Raw genomic sequence first — 17,464 nt, 5'->3', positions numbered from 1 at the left:
TGGTCTGCCGTTTCCTTCGGCGCGGCGCCGGATGCAAGACCCGGCCATGGATGCTGAAACAAGTTCAGCATGACGAGCTTGGGGCGACCGCCCCCCCCAATTTAGACATTCCCACTTCGTCATCCCGGACTTGATCCGGGATCCATCGCGGCGTTGAAGTCGTGGACCCCGGATCAAGTCCGGGGTGACGAAGGTCTGGAATCCACCCCAAAGCCGACATCCAGCTAGAGCTTCTGGCTCATGCCTTTCAGCAACCCGCGCCAATGCTCGCCGAGGCGCCGCTGGAACAGCATCAGCTCGAACCCGTGCCGCGCGACATGCTTTTGCGGGATCGCATCCCAGCCGCGATGTTCGACCGTCACCCGCGTGTCGGCGCCGACCGCCTCGAAGCGCACCTCGACCTCGGTCGCCTGGTCGGGTGCGAAGCTCGGGATCCGCCAACCGAAGACGAGCCGCTCGCCGGGGAGCCAGTGTCGCACCCGGCCGATCTCCCACTCTTCGCCATCGTCGAAGCGCGTCACCAGCCGTCCGCCGGGCCCCGAAGGGTCGAAACGAAGCGTCCCGTCGCCCTTTGACGACAGCGGGAATAGCGGATGGCTCGTCCACCAGCGGCCGATTCCGTCGGTGAACGCGTCGAAGGCCGCCCGCGGCGAGGCCCCGACACGCAGCGCGACGATGACGGCGGCGCTCATTTCCCGTCCTCGACGTGACGCTTGAACGCGCCAAGCTGGTGCATCCACAACGCCTCGGTCTCGGCGAGCCAGCGCTTGAGCTCGTCGGTCGCGCCGTCTTTCAACGAATAGATGCGCACGCGCGCGTCGAAGTGGGGATGCCCGTCCTCGACGAGCCCGCCTTCCTTCAGCGCGCGCAGATGGCGGCTCATTGCGGGCGGCGCGAGCCCGAGCTCGCTCGCCAGTTCGCCCGCGCTCCGCGGCCGCTGGCCGAGCAGTTCGATCGCGCGCCGCCGCTTCGGGTCGGCGAGCGCCTCCAGCATCCGGTCGAGTGCGGTGCTCAATCGTCGAGCCGCGTCTTCGTCGTGAAGCCGCCCTCGGCGTCCCATTCGTCCGAGGTCTTTTCCTCGACGGTGACGCCGAAGGTCCAGATATGCCCCTCCGGATCCTTCGCGCGGTAGGTGCGGTCGCCGTAGAATTGCGTCTCGGGCGGCGCGATGATGTCGGCACCGGCGGAGCGGGCGCGCTCGCAATGCGCGTCGATATCCTCGCCCGCGCCCAGCTGGACATGCACCGTCTGCGTGTTCTTGCCGCCGAGGTTGGCAGGGCTGCGATGATCGTCGGACCATTCATTGCCGACCATGATCGTCGACGCGCCATATTCCATCTCGCTGTGCGCGAGATTGCCCTGCTCGTCGAGCAGCACGAAAACGGGCTCGAACCCGAACGCCTCCTCCAGCCAGCGGAACGCCGCCTTGCTGTCCTTGTAGCAGAGGGCGCTCGAAAGCCCCTTCGATCGCGGATGGTCGGCCATGTCTCGTCTCCCGAGTCGTGAATTGATTTCACTTATGTACAATATTTGCTGAAAAATGAAAATACATGCAATCGCGAATGAAGTTGCTAGGAAAACCGCATGACCGATCTCGCCCGCTGCGTCGCCGAAGCCTATAACGTCGCCCTGCCGCACCGCGGGCAGGGCAAGGTTGCCGACTATATCCCGGCGCTCGCCAAGGTCGATCCGGACCGCTTCGGCTTCGCGCTCGCGCTTCCCGACGGCACGGTTCACACCGCGGGCGATGCCGATATTCCCTTCTCGATCCAGTCGGTGTCAAAGGTCTTCACGCTCGCGCTCGCGCTTCGCCGCGTCGGAAGCAGCTTGTGGGACAGCGTCGGGCGCGAGCCGTCGGGCAGCGCGTTCAATTCGATCGTCCAGCTCGAAAGCGAAGCCGGCATCCCGCGCAATCCGCTGATCAACGCCGGCGCGATCGCGACGACCGACCGGCTGATCGACGGCCGCGACGGCGATACGACGGTCGAGGAAATCCTCACCTTTCTGCGCGCCCGCGCCGGCGACGCCAGCATCGCGATCGACCTGGAGGTCGCGTCCTCCGAATCGCAGACGGGCGCGCGCAACCGCAGCCTCGGCTATTTCATGCGGGCGTTCGACAATCTGCGCCATCCGGTCGAAGATGCGGTCGGGGTCTATTTCCGCCAGTGCGCGATCGCGATGACCTGCCGCCAGCTTGCCAAGGCGGGGCTTTTCCTCGCGCTGGAGGGCCGCGATCCGCTGACCGGCGAGCAGATCATCGAGCCGCACCGCGCACGGCGGATCAATGCGATCATGATGCTCTGCGGTCACTATGACAATTCGGGCGAATTCGCCTTCCGCGTCGGTCTGCCCGGCAAGAGCGGGGTCGGCGGCGGCATCCTCTGCATCGCGCCGGGGCAGGGATCGATCGCGGTGTGGTCGCCCGGCCTCAACGAAGCCGGGACGTCGCTCGTCGGCGCGATCGCGCTCGAACATTTTGCCTATGCGGCGGGCTGGTCGGTGTTCGATTCGAGCGTCGGCTGACGCCGGGCGGGCCTAGTCGGCGCCGTCGACCAGCGTCATGCTCACGCGCGCGGTGCCGCTGCGGTGCATTCCGATTTCCTTCGCCGCGGCGTGGCTGATGTCGATCACGCGTCCGCCGCCCCACGGGCCGCGATCGTTGACGCGCACGACGACGCTCTTGCCGTTGGCGAGGTTGGTGACGCGCACCTTGCTGCCGAACGCGAGCGTGCGGTGCGCGGCCGTGAAGCCGGCGGGGTCGAAACGCTCGCCGCTTGCGGTGCGGTTGCCAGCGAGTTCGTCGCCATAATAGCTCGCCAATCCGCTGCCGATTTCGGTGTCGTCGCTGCCGTCCTGCCCTTGCGCGACCGCCGGCACCGCCAGCAGCAACGGCAGGGCTATCGCCATCAAGCGCCGCATATTCAGCCTCCCCTGTTGGGTACGCGTCCCTAGCCAGCGCGGATCGGCTCGCGCAAGCCGTCCGCGCCGCGCTGGGCCGAATCCGCGATCAGACGTCGAGGTTGGCGACGCTCAAGGCATTGGTTTGAATGAAGTCGCGCCGCGGCTCGACCTCGTCGCCCATCAGCTGCTCGAAAATGCCGTCGGCGACGTCGGCCTGCTCGGTTCTGACGCGCAAAAGCGAGCGGTGCGCCGGGTCGAGCGTCGTTTCCCAAAGCTGTTCGGCGTTCATCTCGCCCAGCCCCTTGTAGCGGCTGATCGACAGCCCCTTGCGGCTGTGCGCGAAGATCGCGTCGAGCAGTTCGGACGGGCGCGTCACCGGGTTTGACTTGGCGGGCGAAGCTGCGGGGACATCCTCCTCGTCGCCCTCGGTCGCCTCGACCTCGACCGCCGCCGCGCCGCTCGCCTTCACGAGGCGGCCGGGGCGGGCATAGGTTTCGGCCTGCTCGCTCGCCAGCTTGTGCAGGCGGCGGGCCTCCTGGCTTTGCAGGAACGCCGCATCGACCGCATGGAGATCGCTTACCCCCCGCCAGCGGCGCTCGAGCGTGTAGCCTCCGCCCTCGACCGCCTCGACGGTCCAGACCGCTTCGCCGCCCCCCGTCAGCGCGCGCTCGGCGGCATTGAGCCACGTCGCCGACGTCGCGGCGGCGCTGTGGCGCCCCGCGGTGTCGAGGTTCGGGTCGAGCGCGCCGGCAAAGGCGAGCGCCTCGACCAGCCCGTGGTTCAGGCTGCGCGGCACATAGCGCATCAGCGCGCGCAGCCGCCGGCCATGCTCGATCAGCTCGCGCAGGTCGTTCCCCGACCGCGCCCCGCCCGGGGTTTCGAGCAGCAGCGCGTCGATGCCGGCATCGACGAGATAATTTTCGAGCGCGGCGTCGTCCTTGAGGTAGACTTCGCTCCGCCCCTTCGCGACTTTGTAGAGCGGCGGCTGCGCGATGTAGAGATGGCCGTTTTCGATAATCTCGGGCATCTGGCGATAGAAGAAGGTGAGCAGCAAGGTGCGGATATGCGCGCCGTCGACGTCGGCGTCGGTCATGATCACGATCTTGTGATAGCGCAGTTTCTCGATGTTGAATTCGTCGCGGATGCCGGTGCCGAGCGCCTGGATCAGCGTCCCGACTTCCTTCGAAGAGATGATGCGGTCGAAGCGCGCGCGCTCGACGTTCAGGATTTTGCCTTTCAAGGGCAGGATCGCCTGCACATGCCGGTCGCGGCCCTGCTTCGCCGATCCGCCTGCCGAATCGCCCTCGACCAGGAACAGTTCGCACTTGCTGGGGTCGCGTTCCTGGCAGTCGGCGAGCTTGCCGGGCAGGCTCGCGATATCCATCGCGCCCTTGCGCCGCGTCAGCTCGCGCGCCTTCTTCGCGGCCTCGCGCGCCGCGGCAGCGTCGATGACTTTCTGGATCACCGCCTTGGCATAGGCCGGATTTTCCTCCAGCCATTCGGTCATCCGGTCGGCCATCAGGCTTTCGAGCGGCTGGCGGACTTCGCTGCTGACCAGCTTGTCCTTGGTCTGGCTGCTGAACTTCGGGTCGGGCAGCTTGACCGAGACGATCGCGGTCAGCCCTTCGCGCATATCCTCGCCGGTCAGGCTGACCTTTTCCTTCTTCAGCATCCCCGACTTTTCGCCATAGCCGTTGAGCGTGCGCGTCAGCGCGGCGCGGAAGGCCGCGAGGTGCGTGCCGCCGTCGCGCTGCGGGATGTTGTTCGTGAAGCAGAGGACATTTTCGTAATAGCTGTCGTTCCACTCGAGCGCGACGTCGATGCCGATGCCGTCGCGTTCGCTGCTGATCGCGATCGGATCGGGCAGCAGCGCGGTCTTGTTGCGGTCGAGATATTTGACGAACGCGGCGATGCCGCCCTCATAGAAAAGATCGTGCGCGACATGCTCGGCGTGCCGTGCGTCGACGATCTTGATCCGCACGCCCGAATTCAGGAAGGCGAGCTCGCGGTAGCGATGCTCGAGCTTCTCGAAGTCGAACTCGGTGACATTCTTGAAGGTCTCGGTCGAGGCCATGAAGGTGACGCGCGTACCCTTCTTGCCCGCCGGGGCGGGGCCGTTGACCTTGAGCGGGGCGACCGCGTCGCCATGCTCGAAGCGCATCCAATGCTCTTCGCCGTCGCGCCAGATCGTGAGTTCGAGCCATTCGCTGAGCGCGTTGACGACCGAGACGCCGACGCCGTGCAGGCCGCCCGAAACCTTATAGGCATTGTCGTCGCTGGTATTCTCGAACTTCCCGCCCGCATGGAGCTGGGTCATGATGACTTCCGCCGCCGAAATGCCTTCCTCGGCGTGGATGCCCGTGGGAATGCCGCGGCCGTTATCCTCGACGCTGACCGATCCGTCGCTGTTCAAGGTGATGAGGACGAGGTCGCAGTGGCCCGCGAGCGCTTCGTCGATCGCATTGTCGCTGACCTCGAACACCATATGGTGCAGGCCCGACCCGTCGTCGGTGTCGCCGATATACATGCCGGGGCGCTTGCGCACCGCGTCGAGGCCCTTCAGGACCTTGATCGAATCGGCGCCATAGGCGTTGGTGTTGGGCTGTTTTGAGGCGCTTTCGGGCGCGCTGTTCTCGCTGGGTTCTGTCATATCGATTATATAGGGTCGGGGGAGGTAAAACCCAAGCGAAAATGCGCCTCTCGGGCGATTCCGAAGGGCCGTTGCACAGCCGCGGCGCGGCGGCTAGTTTCGGGTCCATGAAACAGACTCTCTCAATGCTTCTCGCCCTCTCGCTCGCCGCCTGCAGCCAGCCTGCGCCCCCCGCCGACAATGCCCCGGCGGTGGCGGGCGAACCGCTGGCGACGCGCGCGGTGATGATCGGCACCGAAGGGCCGAGCCTGCCCGCCTGTTCGAGCATCAGCCGCGTCAAGGACGGCGGCACCGACGTCTATTGGGCGCCGGGCGAAACGCGCGCGGTCAAGGCAAAGGTAGCGGGCGGCGCGAAGGTCTCGGTGTGCGAGGCAACCGACGACGACGCCTGGTTCGGCATCGTCTTCGCCGCCCCCGGCACCGACGAGGATATGTGCGGCGTCGGCAAGTCGGTGCAGAACGCGCGCGAATATCAGGGCCCGTGCCGCTGGGGCTGGATCAGGGGCGGGACGGTCCGTTTGGGGGCTTGAGGCGACAGGAGCGAGACGGCCGGAACCGTAGCGTTTGCCACTCTGAAGCGTGGTGCGATAGCCCACCATCCGGGGAAGGTGCCGCCTCCAAAGCGCCGGGCGATGCAGCCGGCATGGCGCGATACTGCTGGAAAGCGGATATTTTAGGTTTAGGGGGATGGCTGCTTCCGACCGAATGCGGCCCTATCAATCATCGTCACCCCGGACTTGATCCGGGGCCTGCCTTGTCTTTTTATCCGAGGCCGGAAGAGGAAAGGCGGGTCCCGGGTCAAGCCCGGGATGACGAATAGCGGAAGGGCGGCTCCCCACCCCAAAGCAGACACCGCCCTCAAATAGGCCTTTCCTACATTATCCCGCCGTGTCAGCCTTCACCCGACGCTCCCATTTGGGAAATCAGCGCGTCAAGGCGGGCGAGAGGCGTTCGGAACACCCCCGGTCCCCAACGGACCATGCAATGGGCTGAACTTTCCCGAACTTTGAAAAATCCGGGCCGCGAGGGCGAACGAAGGCATCACGGATATCCTCCGCCAAAGCAGAGGCCGCCCTTTAGCCCCGGCAATCCTCGATCGCGCGGCCGATTTCGGACTGGACGGGCAGCGTCAGCGCGCCGGTCGTCCCTTCGAGCGCGAAGCGGCCGCGGCTGAAGGCGATGCGGTCGAGCCGGGCGTCGCCGCTCGGGACGCTCGCGCTGCCGCCGTCGAAGCGGATCTGGTCGGCGCCGGCGCTGGTGCGCAGCGCTACGTTGCCGTCGAGGCCCGAGGTCAGGCGGATGCTGCCGCCGCTGCAGGCAAGCGAGAGCAGCGGGCTTGGGTTGCCGCTCTGGACGAAGCTCGCGGTGCGGCTGCCCGCGTCATAGCGCCACGCGCCGGCGGTCAGGGCGCGATCCTCCCACGATTTCTCGGGCGCGGGCGGCGGGGGCGGCGGGGCGGGGGCCGGCGCCGGCGCGGGCGGCGGGGCCTCGGCCTTCGGCACGGCGGCGCAGCCCGCGACCAGCAGGGCCGCCGCCGCGATGCCATAGCCTGCCCATGTTCGCCCGATTCTCATTCTCAAAACCCTCGCCAATCAATCACTTCGTTCAGTCCGACGCGCGGGACGGGCCATTGGTTCACCGCCGCATCCTCGTTCGCATGGCCGATCGCAAGGCCGGTGAACAATATCTGGTCCTCGCCGAGGTCCAGCGTCTCGCGGACCGCCTGCCCATACATCGCCCAGCATTCCTGCGGGCAGCTGGCGAGGCCATGTTCGACGAGCAGCAGCATCACCGACTGCAGCCACATCCCCATGTCCGACCATTGCGGCGGCCCCATGATGCGCGAGCAATGGAGGAAAAGCATCACCGGTGCGCCGAAACCCCGGTAATTGTCCATGAATTGAGCGAGCCGCCCCTTCTTGTCCTCGCGCGGGATGCCGAGCGAGGCGTAGAGCGCCTCGCCGACGCCGAAACGGCGGCTTTCCCACGGATCGGTCAGGCCCTTGGGATAGATGTCATACTCGGGCTGGTAGCCCTCGCGCCCCATCGCGATCCGCGCCGCGACCGCATCCTTCACGCGCTGCCACGGCGCGCCGGTCAGCACCACCGCCTGCCAGGGCTGGAGATTGCCGCCCGACGGCGCGCGCTGCGCCGCGGCAAAGATCGCCTCGAGGACGGCGGGGTCGACGGGTTTGTCCGAAAAGGCACGCACCGACCGGCGCCGGTGAAGCGCTTCGGTGACCGATACAGCCTCATTCGCTGGCATATTTATCCTCTCGTCTCTTTCCGAACAGCAGCCCGCGTTCGAGCCGGGCCTTCAGCTGCCGGTAGTAGGAAAGCAGGAACACGTCATCTTCTTCGGCGACCGGCCGGCCGATCTTGGCGCGGATCGTGTCCGCGACCTCGCGCATCGCACGCGGGTCGCGGCCGCGCAGGATGCGTTCGAGCTCCTGCAGTTCGAATATGCCGTAAACCGACAGCTCGGCGTCGCTGAACTGCATCGCGCCGGCCTCGGCGGCGGTCGTGATGTCGCTATCGAGCTTCGCGCGCTGCGCCATCACGACCCAGGTGCCCGCGATCAGGTCGCCCATCCGCATCCGGTCGCGATTGAACAGCAGGAACAGGCTGAGCGTCAGCGACCAGGTCACCCCGGCAAGGACGGTCCAGCCCGACACCATATCCTCCGCCGTGCCGACGCCGAGCATCATCAGCGGCAGGAACAGTTCGAGCTCGCGGATCAGGTTGCGCGCGACCACGGCGTCGGCGGTGAGCCGCCCGCCATCGCGCGCGACGACGCGGATGCCCATCAGCCTTTTTCCCGGCGTCGCGGCGCGCGACCCAAGCTCGAAGCCGATGAACCAGAAGGTGCGGAGCACGAAGGCGCCAAGCATCCAGATCATCACCGCGATGTCGCCGCTCGCCGAAAAGCCGACCCACGCCATGAAGATCGAAAAGACGAACAGGACGGCCGAAATGACGAGCAGGTCGACGATCAGCGCGCCGAGCCGCAAGCCCGAACTGGCGATCCTGAGTTGCAGGTCGACGCCTTCGGGGGTCACAAACTCACGAATCTTCTTCGCACTCGCCGCGCGCATCCGCGCGTTAGTCGCCGCGGTCATGCGACGTCTCCGCGCCGCGGGACGTAATAATAACCGAGCCAGAAGAGCAGCATCACCGTCCCGATGCCATAGCGCAGCATGGTGTCGGTGATCAGCTGGCGGCCGAAGCCTTCGAGCAGCCCCGCGACAAGCAGCATCAGGATCACGCCGACCATCACCTTGCCCGCGGTCTTGCCCGCTTGCGCCGCGGCCTCCAACCGCGACCGCGCACCCGGAAAGACGACCGCGGCGCCGATCCGCAGACCCGCCGCGCCCGACAGCGCGGCGGCGAACAGCTCGGTGGTGCCGTGGATGAACAGCCAGCCGCCGAAATCGAACCCGAGACCCTTCGACGAAAAGACCGCGAGCATCGCGCCGAGGCCGATGCCCTGATAATATTCGAGCATCATCGTCGGTACGCCGAAGGCGAAGCCGAGCGCGAAGGACATGATCGATACGCGGCTGTTGTGGGTGAAGAGGAAGGTCGCGAAAACATGGAGTCCGCTTTCCTGTCCCCCCCCGTCCTTGCCGTGGCCGAGCGTCGATCGCAGGAATTCGACCGTCGCGCGCGGATCGCGGCCGCCCGACATGCTTTCATCGACGAAATTATAATACCACTCGGGATTGTGCGCGACGAGCGACCAGCTCGTCAGCGCGCCGAGGATGATCACCAGCGAAATGATCAGCGTTTCCTTCCACACCGCGCGCACCGCGGCAGGCCAGTCGTAAAGGACAAAGCGGCGGATCCGGCTCCAGCGCGTTTCGCGGACGCCATAGACGAGGAAATAGCCGCGGATCGACAGCGCCTCGAGATGGTCGAGCAGCGCCTTGTCGAGGCTTGTCGCACGCGCGATCGAGAGCGATGACAGCGTCGCGCGATAGAGGATCGGAAGCTGGAGCAGTTCGTCACTGGTCAGCGCCTTCGCGCCGCGCTTTTCGAGCTTGGTGAGCAGCAGGTCGAAGGCGATCCAGTCGGCCTCGCGCTCGGCCCGGAAGCGGCCGGTCGAGAAGGAGGGAAGCTCGGCCGCGCTCACAGGCTGCCGGCCCGCTTGATGCCGAGATAGGCCTCGACCACCGCGGCGCCCATCGCGTCGGCGGGCACCTCGATCACGTCCGCCCCCAAACGCTGGAGCCGCGCGATGACGAGCTGGCGGTCGCGAAGCATCGCCGCGGCGACATTGGCGCGCGTGACGTCCGATGCGCTTTCGGGGCGGCGGCGCTCGACCTCCTCGACCTCGTCGTCGCGGATCACGACGAACAGCAGCCGGTGCTTCCTGACCAGCCGGCCCGCGGCGCGGATCATCAGGTCGGCGCTCGTCGCGTCGGTGAATTCGGTGAACAGGATGATCAGCGAGCGGCGGTTGAGCTCGGCCGACAGCGTCGACAGCGCAAGGGTGAAATTGCTCTCGACCGGGGCATAGTCGATGAAGCTCGCCGCGCGCTGGAGTGCCGGGAAATCCTGGATGTGCATATAGGCCGGGGTCAGCGCCTGCGGCTTGGCGGCAAAGGAGAAGAAGCTGATGCGGTCCCCGAGCTTGAGCCCCGCATAGGCGAGCAGCAGCGCCGCCGAGACGGCGCGGTCGACGCGCGGCATGCCGCCCACGGGCTCGGCCATCGTGCGCCCGGCATCGATGGCAAGGACGACGCGATTGTCGCGCTCGACGCGATATTCCTTGGCGAGCAGCTTGATGTGGCGCGCCGAGGCGTTCCAGTCGATTGCGCGGCGGTCCATCCCCGGCTGATATTCGGCGAGCGATTCATATTCGGTGCCTTCGCCGCGAAGCTGCTGCTGGCGGAGGCCGAACCAGCTGTTGCGCTGGAACAGGCGGCTGCCTTCTTCGGTCACCGATCGCAGGCTGGGGACGACTGAAATCGCCCTATCGAGCGCGAAGCGGCGCTGTTTCCAGACGAGCCCGAGCGGCCCGGCCCAGCGCACCCACAGCGCCTCGACGAGCGCCTGTCCGCGCCGCGACGCCGCGAGCGGCAGCGTGCGGACCAGCGCCTCGGCATCGCTCGCGCGGCGCATCTCGCCCGCAAGGCGCCCGCCGGGGGCGAGCCGCTCGTCGAGCGCGAGCGCGATCTCGGCGCGGCGCGGGACGGTGGGGGCCTTCGCGACGAGGCGCAGGTCGAACGGGTCGCCGACGCCGACCTGGTGCGGCATGGTGGCGTCGAGCGCGAGGCGGCGCGGGTTCGCACCGAGCATGGCGTCAACGAGAAGGCCGAAGAGAAGGAGGCCGATCCACGCGGGCGCGATCACCCATAACTCCGGCCGCACGAGCCCGAGCGCCAGCGCCAGCGGAGCGCCGAGCAGCAGGAGATAGATCGCGCGGCGGGTCGGGTAGATCAACGCGGCACGTCCTCGCGCTCGACGATATCGGCGATCACCTGCTCGACGTTGCGGCCCTCGATCTCGGCAGCGGCCGACAGGATGACGCGGTGGCGAAGCACGCCTGCGGCGAGGCGCTGGACATCGTCGGGGATCACATAGTCGCGGCCCTCCAGCGCCGCGGCGGCGCTCGACGCGCGCGCAAGCATCGTCGCGGCGCGCGGGCTTGCGCCGCATTCGAGGTCGGCGCTGGCGCGCGTTGCGCGGATCAGGCGGACGATATAGTCGATGACTTCCTCGGCGAGGCGCACCGCCGCGATGGCGTCGATCGCGGCGCCGATCGCGGCGGCGTCGGTAATTTTGGTCACGCCGAAATCGGCGACCGCGGGGCTTTTGAAGCGTCCGCCATGGTCGGCGACGATCCGTCGCTCCTCGGCGGCGTCGGGGTAGTCGACGACGAGCTTGAACAGGAAGCGGTCGAGCTGCGCCTCGGGCAACGGATAGACGCCCTGCTGTTCGATCGGGTTTTGCGTCGCGAGGACGGTGAAGCGAGGGCTAATCGCGTGCGGCTCGCCGTTGATCGTCACGCGCCGTTCCTGCATCGCCTCGAGCAGCGCGGCCTGCGTCTTCGGCGGGGTGCGGTTGATTTCGTCGGCGAGCAGCAGCTCAGTGAAGATCGGCCCCTTGGTCAGCGTGAAGCTCGACGTCTGGAAGTTGAAGAGGTTCGAGCCGAGAATGTCGCCCGGCATCAGGTCGGGGGTGAACTGGATGCGCCCGAAGTCGAGCCCGACCGCGCGCGCGAACGCCTGTGCGAGCAAGGTCTTCGCGGTCCCGGGGGGGCCTTCGAGCAGGACATGCCCGCCCGCGAGCAAGGCGATCGTCACCATGCGGGTCAGCGGGCCCTGCCCGAACACGACCTTGGCGACCTCGCCCTCGATCGCGGCGCCCAGCGCCTTCACGCTCTCGATGTCAGCCGTCACGCAATAGTTCCTTCCTGATGTCGTGCAGCGCCTGCGCGCCTTCCAAAAATTCATGCCGGTTCCGCGCGAACGGCAGGCGCCGCGCGATCGCCGAGAACAGATCGCCGCTGCGCTTCGATCGCCGGTCGATCCACGCGTCGGTGGCCTCGCTATCGAGCCCCGCGGGTGCGTGCAGGCGGCGCGCGATCGCGAGGCGCTGGCTTGCGACATAGGCGTCGGCGCCGTCGAGCTCGCGCCGCGCCTGCCGCACGAGGTCGGCGCTGTTCGCGATCAGCGCTTCCTTCGAGATCGGGATCGCGCGCGCGGGTTTCAGTGCGGGCCCGAAGCGCACCCACGCCTGCCACAGCGCGAGCAATCCGGCCGCGATCAGGCAGAGCGTGATGCCGATGAAGGGCGGGACGAAGGCGAAGCGCAGCAGCGAGCGCCCGCCGCCGAAGCCGTTGAGCGTCAGGTCGAAGGCAACGCTGTCGGTATCCGCATCCTCACCGACCGCATCGACCAGCATCGCTGCCGCGCGCGCCCTGTCGCGCGATGCGAAGGCGAAATTGTCGATGAGGTCGGGATCGGCGAGAATGTAGAAATCACGCTCCTTCGCCATTGCCAGCACCGCGCCGCCGTTCGCGCCGGCAATCAGCGGAATGATGCCGTCGCCGTCGACCGTCTGCGCATTGTCGGGGAGATAGGCCGCAAAGGGCCGCCCGGCGACGTTCGCGGGAACGGTTTGCGCGCGCGCTTGCGGCGCCCGAATGCGGACCTTTCCGAACTGGCTTTCGGGAAGCAGCGCGGTGCCCGGGGTGACTGGAAAGCCCTGGCTGACCCAGCCGGGCTTCTTCGCTTGCCCCGGGATCGTCATCGTCTGCCATTTCGGCAGGACGACGAGCGCGCGGCGTCCGCGCTGATTGAGCAATTCCTCGATCTCGCCCGGCTTGGTCTGGTGCGTCGGGGTAAGGATCAGCAGCGGCTCGTCGGCTGACGCGGCGCCGGGGCCGACATGACGCCGCAGCTCGACATGCGCGCCCGACCGTTCGAGCAGGTCGACGATCCCGGCAAAGCCGGGCGCCGCCTTCGACAGCGAATGGCCGCCGCCGTCGTTGCCGCTCGACAATTGCGGGCCGAGCGCGATCAATGCCCAGAGCGCGATGAACGCGATCACGCCGACCACCACCATCGCCGCCATCAACAGCGGGTGGAAGCCCGAATCGTTCGCCCGTTCGCCGCTCATGCCCGCGCCCAATTCTGCGGCACGGTCAGTTCGGCATAGGCACTGCGACACTCTGTCCACGCGCCCTCGTCGATCGCGCGGCCGCCGAACAGGCTGATCTCGACCGCGCGCGCGATCCGGCTGAAGGCATGGCGCGCGACCGATGGCAGATCGCTCGCGCCCGCAAGCTCGCGCGACGTCATCGCCGGGCGGACGAGTCCGGGGCGGCGGTCGCTGATGTCGTCGACGCTCCGATAGAGCAGCAAGTGAACCGCCTCGGCGAAACGGCCCGCCGCAGCGAGTGCGTCGGCGTCGGCGAGCCGCGCGCGCGCGGCGCCGGCTTCGGCCTCGCCCAGCGCCTCTTCCTCGATATCGCCGCGCTTGCGGCCGAAGCGCAGATTATCGACCCAGTCGGCGAAGGCGGGGACGAAATGATAGAGGATGAGGAGGAGCAGTGCCGCGGCGCCGATCCACATCAAGGGCTTCAGCGCCGGTGCGCTCCATTCGAAGAAATCGCGCAGCCAGCCGAGATCCCATTGCGGTTGTTGGGGCTGCGGAGGGGGTGGCGGCGGGAAACCTGTCTGGATCTCGCCCCCGGCCATCGTCTGGCCATAGGCCGGATCGACGAGTTCGGGGTCGACGAGCCATCCTTGATCGGAGGCGGCCGTCGCTGCCGACGCCTGGGCGATCCACAGCGACATCATGTTGAGAAGAGAGCCCCGCCCCGATGCGTCATCGATCAAGGTGGTAGCGCGAGGCGGCGCAGCAAGGCAAGAGATGCTTGCGCGCCAAACTGCCCCGTTCTAGCGCGCCGGTAGGAGGCCGGTAGTTGCGCGTGCAACCATATGGCCCAGCTAATGGAGGAAGTCGGTGGACGCGGCGCAGGCAGTGCATGAAAAATTCCTCGGCGCGCTGACAGAAGGCCGCTTGCCCGGCCGCGCCGATGCGCCCGATCCGGCTGCGGCGGGCCTGTCGCGGGCGGAGGCGACCGATATCTTCCTGTCGCAGCTCACCAGCCGCCAGATGGACCGGCTGTCGCGCCATCTTCAGGCGCGCGGCGAGGGCTTCTACACGATCGGCTCGTCGGGGCACGAGGGCAATGCCGCTGTCGCCGCTGCGCTGCGCGTCACCGACATGGCGTTCCTCCACTATCGCTCGAACGCTTTCCAGCTCCACCGCGCGCGTCAGTTGCCCGGCGAGAGCGCGACATGGGACATGCTCTTGAGTTTCGCCGCGTCGAGCGAGGATCCGATTTCGGGCGGGCGCCACAAGGTGATCGGGTCGAAGCCGCTCAACATCCCGCCGCAAACCTCGACGATCGCGTCGCACCTGCCGAAAGCCGTCGGCGCGGCCTTCTCGATCGGCATTGCGCGGCGGCTCGGGCGCAAGGGCCTGCCGCTTCCCGACGATGCGGTGGTCCTGACCAGCTTCGGCGACGCCTCGGCAAACCATTCGACCGCGCAGGGCGCGTTCAACACCGCGGGCTGGGCAGCCTTCCAGGGCACCCCGATGCCGCTCATCTTCCTGTGCGAGGACAATGGCATCGGCATTTCGACGCGCACGCCGACGGGCTGGATCGAGGCGCAGTTCCGGCACCGCGCGGGGCTGCATTATATCCAGTGCGACGGCACCGACCTTGCTTCGGCCTATGCCGGGGCGAAGGCGGCGGCGGATTATGCGCGCCGGACGCGAAGGCCCGTGTTCCTGCACATGGCGACGGTGCGGCTCTACGGCCATGCTGGGTCGGACGTGCAGGGCGCCTATCTGCCGAAAGCGCTGATCGAGGCCGATGAGGCGCGTGATCCGCTGCTCGCCGGCGCGGCCCTGATGGTGCAGCAGGGCTGGATGACCGCGGCCGAGATTGCCGAAACCTATGAGGAGATCGGCGCGACCCTGGCGCGGCAGGCCGAGGCCGCGATCCTTCGGCCGAAGATCACGACCCCGACGCATGTCATGGAAAGTCTGATCCCGCCGACGCGCGAAGTCGCGCGGCCGAACACGCCGTCGGCCGAGGACCGCAAGGCGATGTTCGGCAGCGACGCCGGGCAGATGGACAAGCCGATGCACATGGCGCGGTTGCTGTCGTGGGCGCTCGCCGACCTGATGCTCGCGCACGAGGAGATCGTCGTCGCGGGCGAGGATGTCGGGCCGAAGGGCGGGGTCTATAACGTCACCGCGAAACTCCACCAGCGCTTCGGCTCGGCGCGCGTCATCAACACCCTGCTCGATGAACAGGCGATCCTCGGGCTCGCAATCGGGATGGCGCACAATGATTTCCTGCCGATGCCCGAGATCCAGTTCCTCGCCTATGTCCACAATGCCGAGGACCAGATCCGCGGCGAAGCGGCGACCTTGAGCTTCTTCTCGAACGGCCAGTACACCAACCCGATGGTCATCCGCATCGCGGGGCTCGGTTACCAGAAGGGCTTCGGCGGCCATTTTCACAACGACAACAGCCTCGCGGTCTTCCGCGACATTCCGGGTGTTATCCTGGCGGTGCCGTCGAACGGGCGCGATGCCGTGCATATGCTGCGCGAATGCGTGCGGCTGGCGCGCGAGGAGCAGCGCGTCGTCGTCTTCGTCGAACCGATCGCGCTCTATATGACCCGCGACCTGCACGAGGAGGGTGATGGCCTGTGGACCAGCGTCTATGAAGCGCCCGGTGAGGGGACACCGATCCGTCTCGGCGACGTCGGCGTCCATGGCGGTGGCACCGACCTTGCGATTGTGACCTATGGCAACGGCTACTATCTCTCGCGCCAGGCCGAGAAACTGCTCGCGGCCGATGGCGTGAAGGCGCGGGTGATCGACCTGCGCTGGCTCGGCCCGGTCGACGAGGACAAGCTCGTCGCCGCGGTGGGCGATGCGAAGCGCATCCTGATCGTCGACGAATGCCGCATCACGGGTTCGCAGAGCGAGGCGCTGATGGCGACATTCGTCGAGCGCACGCCGGGCAAGAAACTCGCGCGCATCGCCGCCGAAGACAGCTTCATTCCCCTGGGGAAGGCCGCGACGCTGACCCTGCCGAGCCGCGACAGCATCTACGCGGCCGCGAAGGAGCTGCTGGCATGAACGCGCGTAGGACTGCGCTCGTCGTTGCGCCCGGGCGCGGCACCTATGGAAAAGGCGAGCTTGGCAGCATCGTGCGGTTGCATGGGGCGCGGTTCGCCGACCTCATCGCGAATTTCGACGCGCAGCGCGCCGAACGCGGCCAGCCGACCGTCACCGAGCTCGATGGCGCTGAGCGCTTCAGCGTCGCGACGCATATGCGCGGCGACGTCGCGGCGCCGCTGATCTATGCCGCCACTGCGCTCGATTATCAGAGCATCGACCGCGACAAATTCGACATCGTCGCGGTCGCGGGCAATTCGATGGGCTGGTACAGCGCGCTCGCGCTCGGCGGGGCGGTGTCGATCGAGGATGGCTTTCGCATTTCGAACGCGATGGGCCTCAACAGCCAGACGCACGGTCCCGGCGGGCAGATATTGCTTCAGGTGGTCGACGAGGATTGGCGGCCCGTCCCCGGCCTCCGTGACCAGTTACTCGATCTCGTCGCGAATATCGCTGCGCGCCCCGGTCACGATCTCGCCTTGTCGATCGACCTCGCCGGGATGCTCGTCCTTGCGGGGAATGAGGAAGGTCTTGCCGCGCTGCTCGCCGAAGCGCCGCAAACGCCCGGCCGCGATCCGCTGCGCCTCGCGGGCCACGGCCCTTTCCACACGCCGTTGATGTTCGGCAGCTCGGACAAGGCGAAGGCCGAATTGCCTCCGTCGCTGTTCGGCGGTCCTGCAATCCCGATGGTCGACGGGCGCGGGCATATCTGGCGGCGCTTCTCCAGCGACCCGGCCGCGATCTGGGATTATACCTTCGGCCACCAGATTCTGGCGCCTTATGACTTTGCGCTGTCGGTGCAGGTCGCAGTCAAGGAGTTCGCGCCCGACGTGATAATCCTGCCCGGCCCCGGCGACACGCTGGGCGGTGCGATCGCGCAGTCGCTGATCGGCATCGAATGGCAGGGAATGGCCGGCAAGGCCGATTTCATGGCGCGGCAGGCGTCCGACCCGATCCTGCTCTCGATGGGACGGCCTGAGCAGCGCGCGTTGGTCAGTCGATAGAAATTGGGGTCACTCCACAGAAATTGGGTCGGCGGAGATGGAACTTTCTCCGCCGGCCCGCTTGGGATCCGTGGCCTGGTGGGGTTCGGCCACGAGGGAGAACGGCGGTGCCGATGGGGACCAACTCAGCGGCGGCCGTCCGTTCATCCTCCTTATAGGCACCTGTGCGGCGATCCGGCGGTGCCGATCGGGA

17 protein-coding genes are annotated in these 17,464 nt (G+C 67.2%); 4 read left to right on the top strand and 13 right to left on the bottom strand.

The genetic code is table 11. The features are described 5' to 3' along the window. Window positions 1-224: 224 nt before the first annotated feature. From QOL68_RS11925 to QOL68_RS11915, 3 genes are read right to left on the bottom strand one after another with little or no spacing between them, the layout of a single operon-like run. Window positions 225-692: an SRPBCC domain-containing protein gene (locus tag QOL68_RS11925; protein WP_058456514.1), complete on the bottom strand. Its 468-nt coding sequence runs from the start codon at window positions 690-692 to the stop codon at window positions 225-227. Further along, a complete protein-coding gene (locus tag QOL68_RS11920; RefSeq protein ID WP_282949312.1) occupies window positions 689-1,015 on the bottom strand; it encodes an ArsR/SmtB family transcription factor in 327 nt (108 codons plus the stop codon). Before QOL68_RS11920 ends, QOL68_RS11925 begins: the two co-directional genes overlap by 4 nt. Beyond that, window positions 1,012-1,485, bottom strand: coding sequence for a VOC family protein (locus tag QOL68_RS11915; RefSeq protein WP_282949313.1), 474 nt, complete (start codon window positions 1,483-1,485; stop codon window positions 1,012-1,014). The genes QOL68_RS11920 and QOL68_RS11915 overlap by 4 nt, the downstream gene beginning before the upstream one ends. A gap of 99 nt (window positions 1,486-1,584) precedes the next feature. Here QOL68_RS11915 and QOL68_RS11910 point away from each other — a divergent pair, with 99 nt between their 5' ends. Then, window positions 1,585-2,523, top strand: coding sequence for a glutaminase (locus QOL68_RS11910; protein WP_282949314.1), 939 nt, complete (start codon window positions 1,585-1,587; stop codon window positions 2,521-2,523). A gap of 12 nt (window positions 2,524-2,535) precedes the next feature. On the opposite strand, the gene QOL68_RS11905 is transcribed toward QOL68_RS11910, so the two are convergent. Further along, window positions 2,536-2,907, bottom strand: coding sequence for a septal ring lytic transglycosylase RlpA family protein (locus QOL68_RS11905; RefSeq protein ID WP_282949315.1), 372 nt, complete (start codon window positions 2,905-2,907; stop codon window positions 2,536-2,538). A gap of 100 nt (window positions 2,908-3,007) precedes the next feature. Next, window positions 3,008-5,551, bottom strand: a complete 2,544-nt coding sequence (gyrB, locus tag QOL68_RS11900; protein ID WP_282949316.1) for a DNA topoisomerase (ATP-hydrolyzing) subunit B — start codon at window positions 5,549-5,551, stop codon at window positions 3,008-3,010. Between the two features lie 125 nt (window positions 5,552-5,676). On the opposite strand from gyrB, the gene QOL68_RS11895 reads away from it, so the two are divergent. Continuing rightward, window positions 5,677-6,081, top strand: a complete 405-nt coding sequence (locus tag QOL68_RS11895; protein WP_283404308.1) for a hypothetical protein — start codon at window positions 5,677-5,679, stop codon at window positions 6,079-6,081. A gap of 546 nt (window positions 6,082-6,627) precedes the next feature. Here QOL68_RS11895 and QOL68_RS11890 read toward each other — a convergent pair. From QOL68_RS11890 to QOL68_RS11855, 8 genes are read right to left on the bottom strand one after another with little or no spacing between them, the layout of a single operon-like run. Then, window positions 6,628-7,125: a hypothetical protein gene (locus QOL68_RS11890; RefSeq protein WP_282949318.1), complete on the bottom strand. Its 498-nt coding sequence runs from the start codon at window positions 7,123-7,125 to the stop codon at window positions 6,628-6,630. 2 nt (window positions 7,126-7,127) lie between these two features. Further along, a complete protein-coding gene (locus tag QOL68_RS11885; RefSeq protein WP_282949319.1) occupies window positions 7,128-7,817 on the bottom strand; it encodes a nitroreductase in 690 nt (229 codons plus the stop codon). Further along, window positions 7,804-8,670 carry an RDD family protein gene (locus QOL68_RS11880; RefSeq protein WP_282949320.1) on the bottom strand — a complete coding sequence of 289 codons (867 nt, stop codon included), beginning with the start codon at window positions 8,668-8,670 and terminating at the stop codon, window positions 7,804-7,806. Before QOL68_RS11880 ends, QOL68_RS11885 begins: the two co-directional genes overlap by 14 nt. Further along, a complete protein-coding gene (locus tag QOL68_RS11875) occupies window positions 8,667-9,683 on the bottom strand; it encodes a stage II sporulation protein M (protein WP_282949321.1) in 1,017 nt (338 codons plus the stop codon). The genes QOL68_RS11880 and QOL68_RS11875 overlap by 4 nt, the downstream gene beginning before the upstream one ends. Next, the gene (locus tag QOL68_RS11870) at window positions 9,680-10,996 is read right to left on the bottom strand and encodes a DUF58 domain-containing protein (RefSeq protein WP_282949322.1); all 1,317 of its coding nucleotides are present in this window, start codon (window positions 10,994-10,996) and stop codon (window positions 9,680-9,682) included. Before QOL68_RS11870 ends, QOL68_RS11875 begins: the two co-directional genes overlap by 4 nt. Next, entirely contained in the window at window positions 10,993-11,955 is a 963-nt protein-coding gene (locus QOL68_RS11865) for an AAA family ATPase (protein ID WP_282949323.1), read from the bottom strand. Before QOL68_RS11865 ends, QOL68_RS11870 begins: the two co-directional genes overlap by 4 nt. Continuing rightward, a complete protein-coding gene (locus tag QOL68_RS11860) occupies window positions 11,945-13,177 on the bottom strand; it encodes a DUF4350 domain-containing protein (protein ID WP_282949324.1) in 1,233 nt (410 codons plus the stop codon). The genes QOL68_RS11865 and QOL68_RS11860 overlap by 11 nt, the downstream gene beginning before the upstream one ends. Next, the gene (locus QOL68_RS11855; protein ID WP_282949325.1) at window positions 13,174-13,860 is read right to left on the bottom strand and encodes a DUF4129 domain-containing protein; all 687 of its coding nucleotides are present in this window, start codon (window positions 13,858-13,860) and stop codon (window positions 13,174-13,176) included. Before QOL68_RS11855 ends, QOL68_RS11860 begins: the two co-directional genes overlap by 4 nt. 166 nt (window positions 13,861-14,026) lie before the next feature. Here QOL68_RS11855 and QOL68_RS11850 point away from each other — a divergent pair, with 166 nt between their 5' ends. Beyond that, window positions 14,027-16,228 (top strand): thiamine pyrophosphate-dependent enzyme, encoded by a 2,202-nt coding sequence (locus tag QOL68_RS11850; protein WP_282949326.1) that lies wholly within the window; start codon window positions 14,027-14,029, stop codon window positions 16,226-16,228. After that, window positions 16,225-17,271, top strand: a complete 1,047-nt coding sequence (locus tag QOL68_RS11845; RefSeq protein ID WP_282949327.1) for an ACP S-malonyltransferase — start codon at window positions 16,225-16,227, stop codon at window positions 17,269-17,271. Before QOL68_RS11850 ends, QOL68_RS11845 begins: the two co-directional genes overlap by 4 nt. The last annotated feature ends 193 nt before the right edge of the window (window positions 17,272-17,464 follow it).

It is taken from the genome of Sphingopyxis sp. Geo25 (assembly GCF_949769135.1).
Lineage (GTDB): Bacteria > Pseudomonadota > Alphaproteobacteria > Sphingomonadales > Sphingomonadaceae > Sphingopyxis.
The sequence above is the reverse complement of the archived record's forward strand: the minus strand, read 5'-3'. Positions and strand labels throughout refer to the sequence as shown.

Excerpts from the sequence above, each read along its gene's own strand:
- QOL68_RS11925 (WP_058456514.1), bottom strand. The coding sequence starts at position 692 with ATGAGCGCCGCCGTCATCGTCGCGCTGCGTGTCGGGGCCTCGCCGCGG.
- QOL68_RS11915 (WP_282949313.1), bottom strand. The coding sequence starts at position 1,485 with ATGGCCGACCATCCGCGATCGAAGGGGCTTTCGAGCGCCCTCTGCTAC.
- QOL68_RS11910 (WP_282949314.1), top strand. The coding sequence starts at position 1,585 with ATGACCGATCTCGCCCGCTGCGTCGCCGAAGCCTATAACGTCGCCCTG.
- QOL68_RS11905 (WP_282949315.1), bottom strand. The coding sequence starts at position 2,907 with ATGGCGATAGCCCTGCCGTTGCTGCTGGCGGTGCCGGCGGTCGCGCAA.
- gyrB (WP_282949316.1), bottom strand. The coding sequence starts at position 5,551 with ATGACAGAACCCAGCGAGAACAGCGCGCCCGAAAGCGCCTCAAAACAG.
- QOL68_RS11895 (WP_283404308.1), top strand. The coding sequence starts at position 5,677 with ATGCTTCTCGCCCTCTCGCTCGCCGCCTGCAGCCAGCCTGCGCCCCCC.
- QOL68_RS11890 (WP_282949318.1), bottom strand. The coding sequence starts at position 7,125 with ATGAGAATCGGGCGAACATGGGCAGGCTATGGCATCGCGGCGGCGGCC.
- QOL68_RS11885 (WP_282949319.1), bottom strand. The coding sequence starts at position 7,817 with ATGCCAGCGAATGAGGCTGTATCGGTCACCGAAGCGCTTCACCGGCGC.
- QOL68_RS11880 (WP_282949320.1), bottom strand. The coding sequence starts at position 8,670 with ATGACCGCGGCGACTAACGCGCGGATGCGCGCGGCGAGTGCGAAGAAG.
- QOL68_RS11860 (WP_282949324.1), bottom strand. The coding sequence starts at position 13,177 with ATGAGCGGCGAACGGGCGAACGATTCGGGCTTCCACCCGCTGTTGATG.
- QOL68_RS11855 (WP_282949325.1), bottom strand. The coding sequence starts at position 13,860 with ATGATGTCGCTGTGGATCGCCCAGGCGTCGGCAGCGACGGCCGCCTCC.
- QOL68_RS11845 (WP_282949327.1), top strand. The coding sequence starts at position 16,225 with ATGAACGCGCGTAGGACTGCGCTCGTCGTTGCGCCCGGGCGCGGCACC.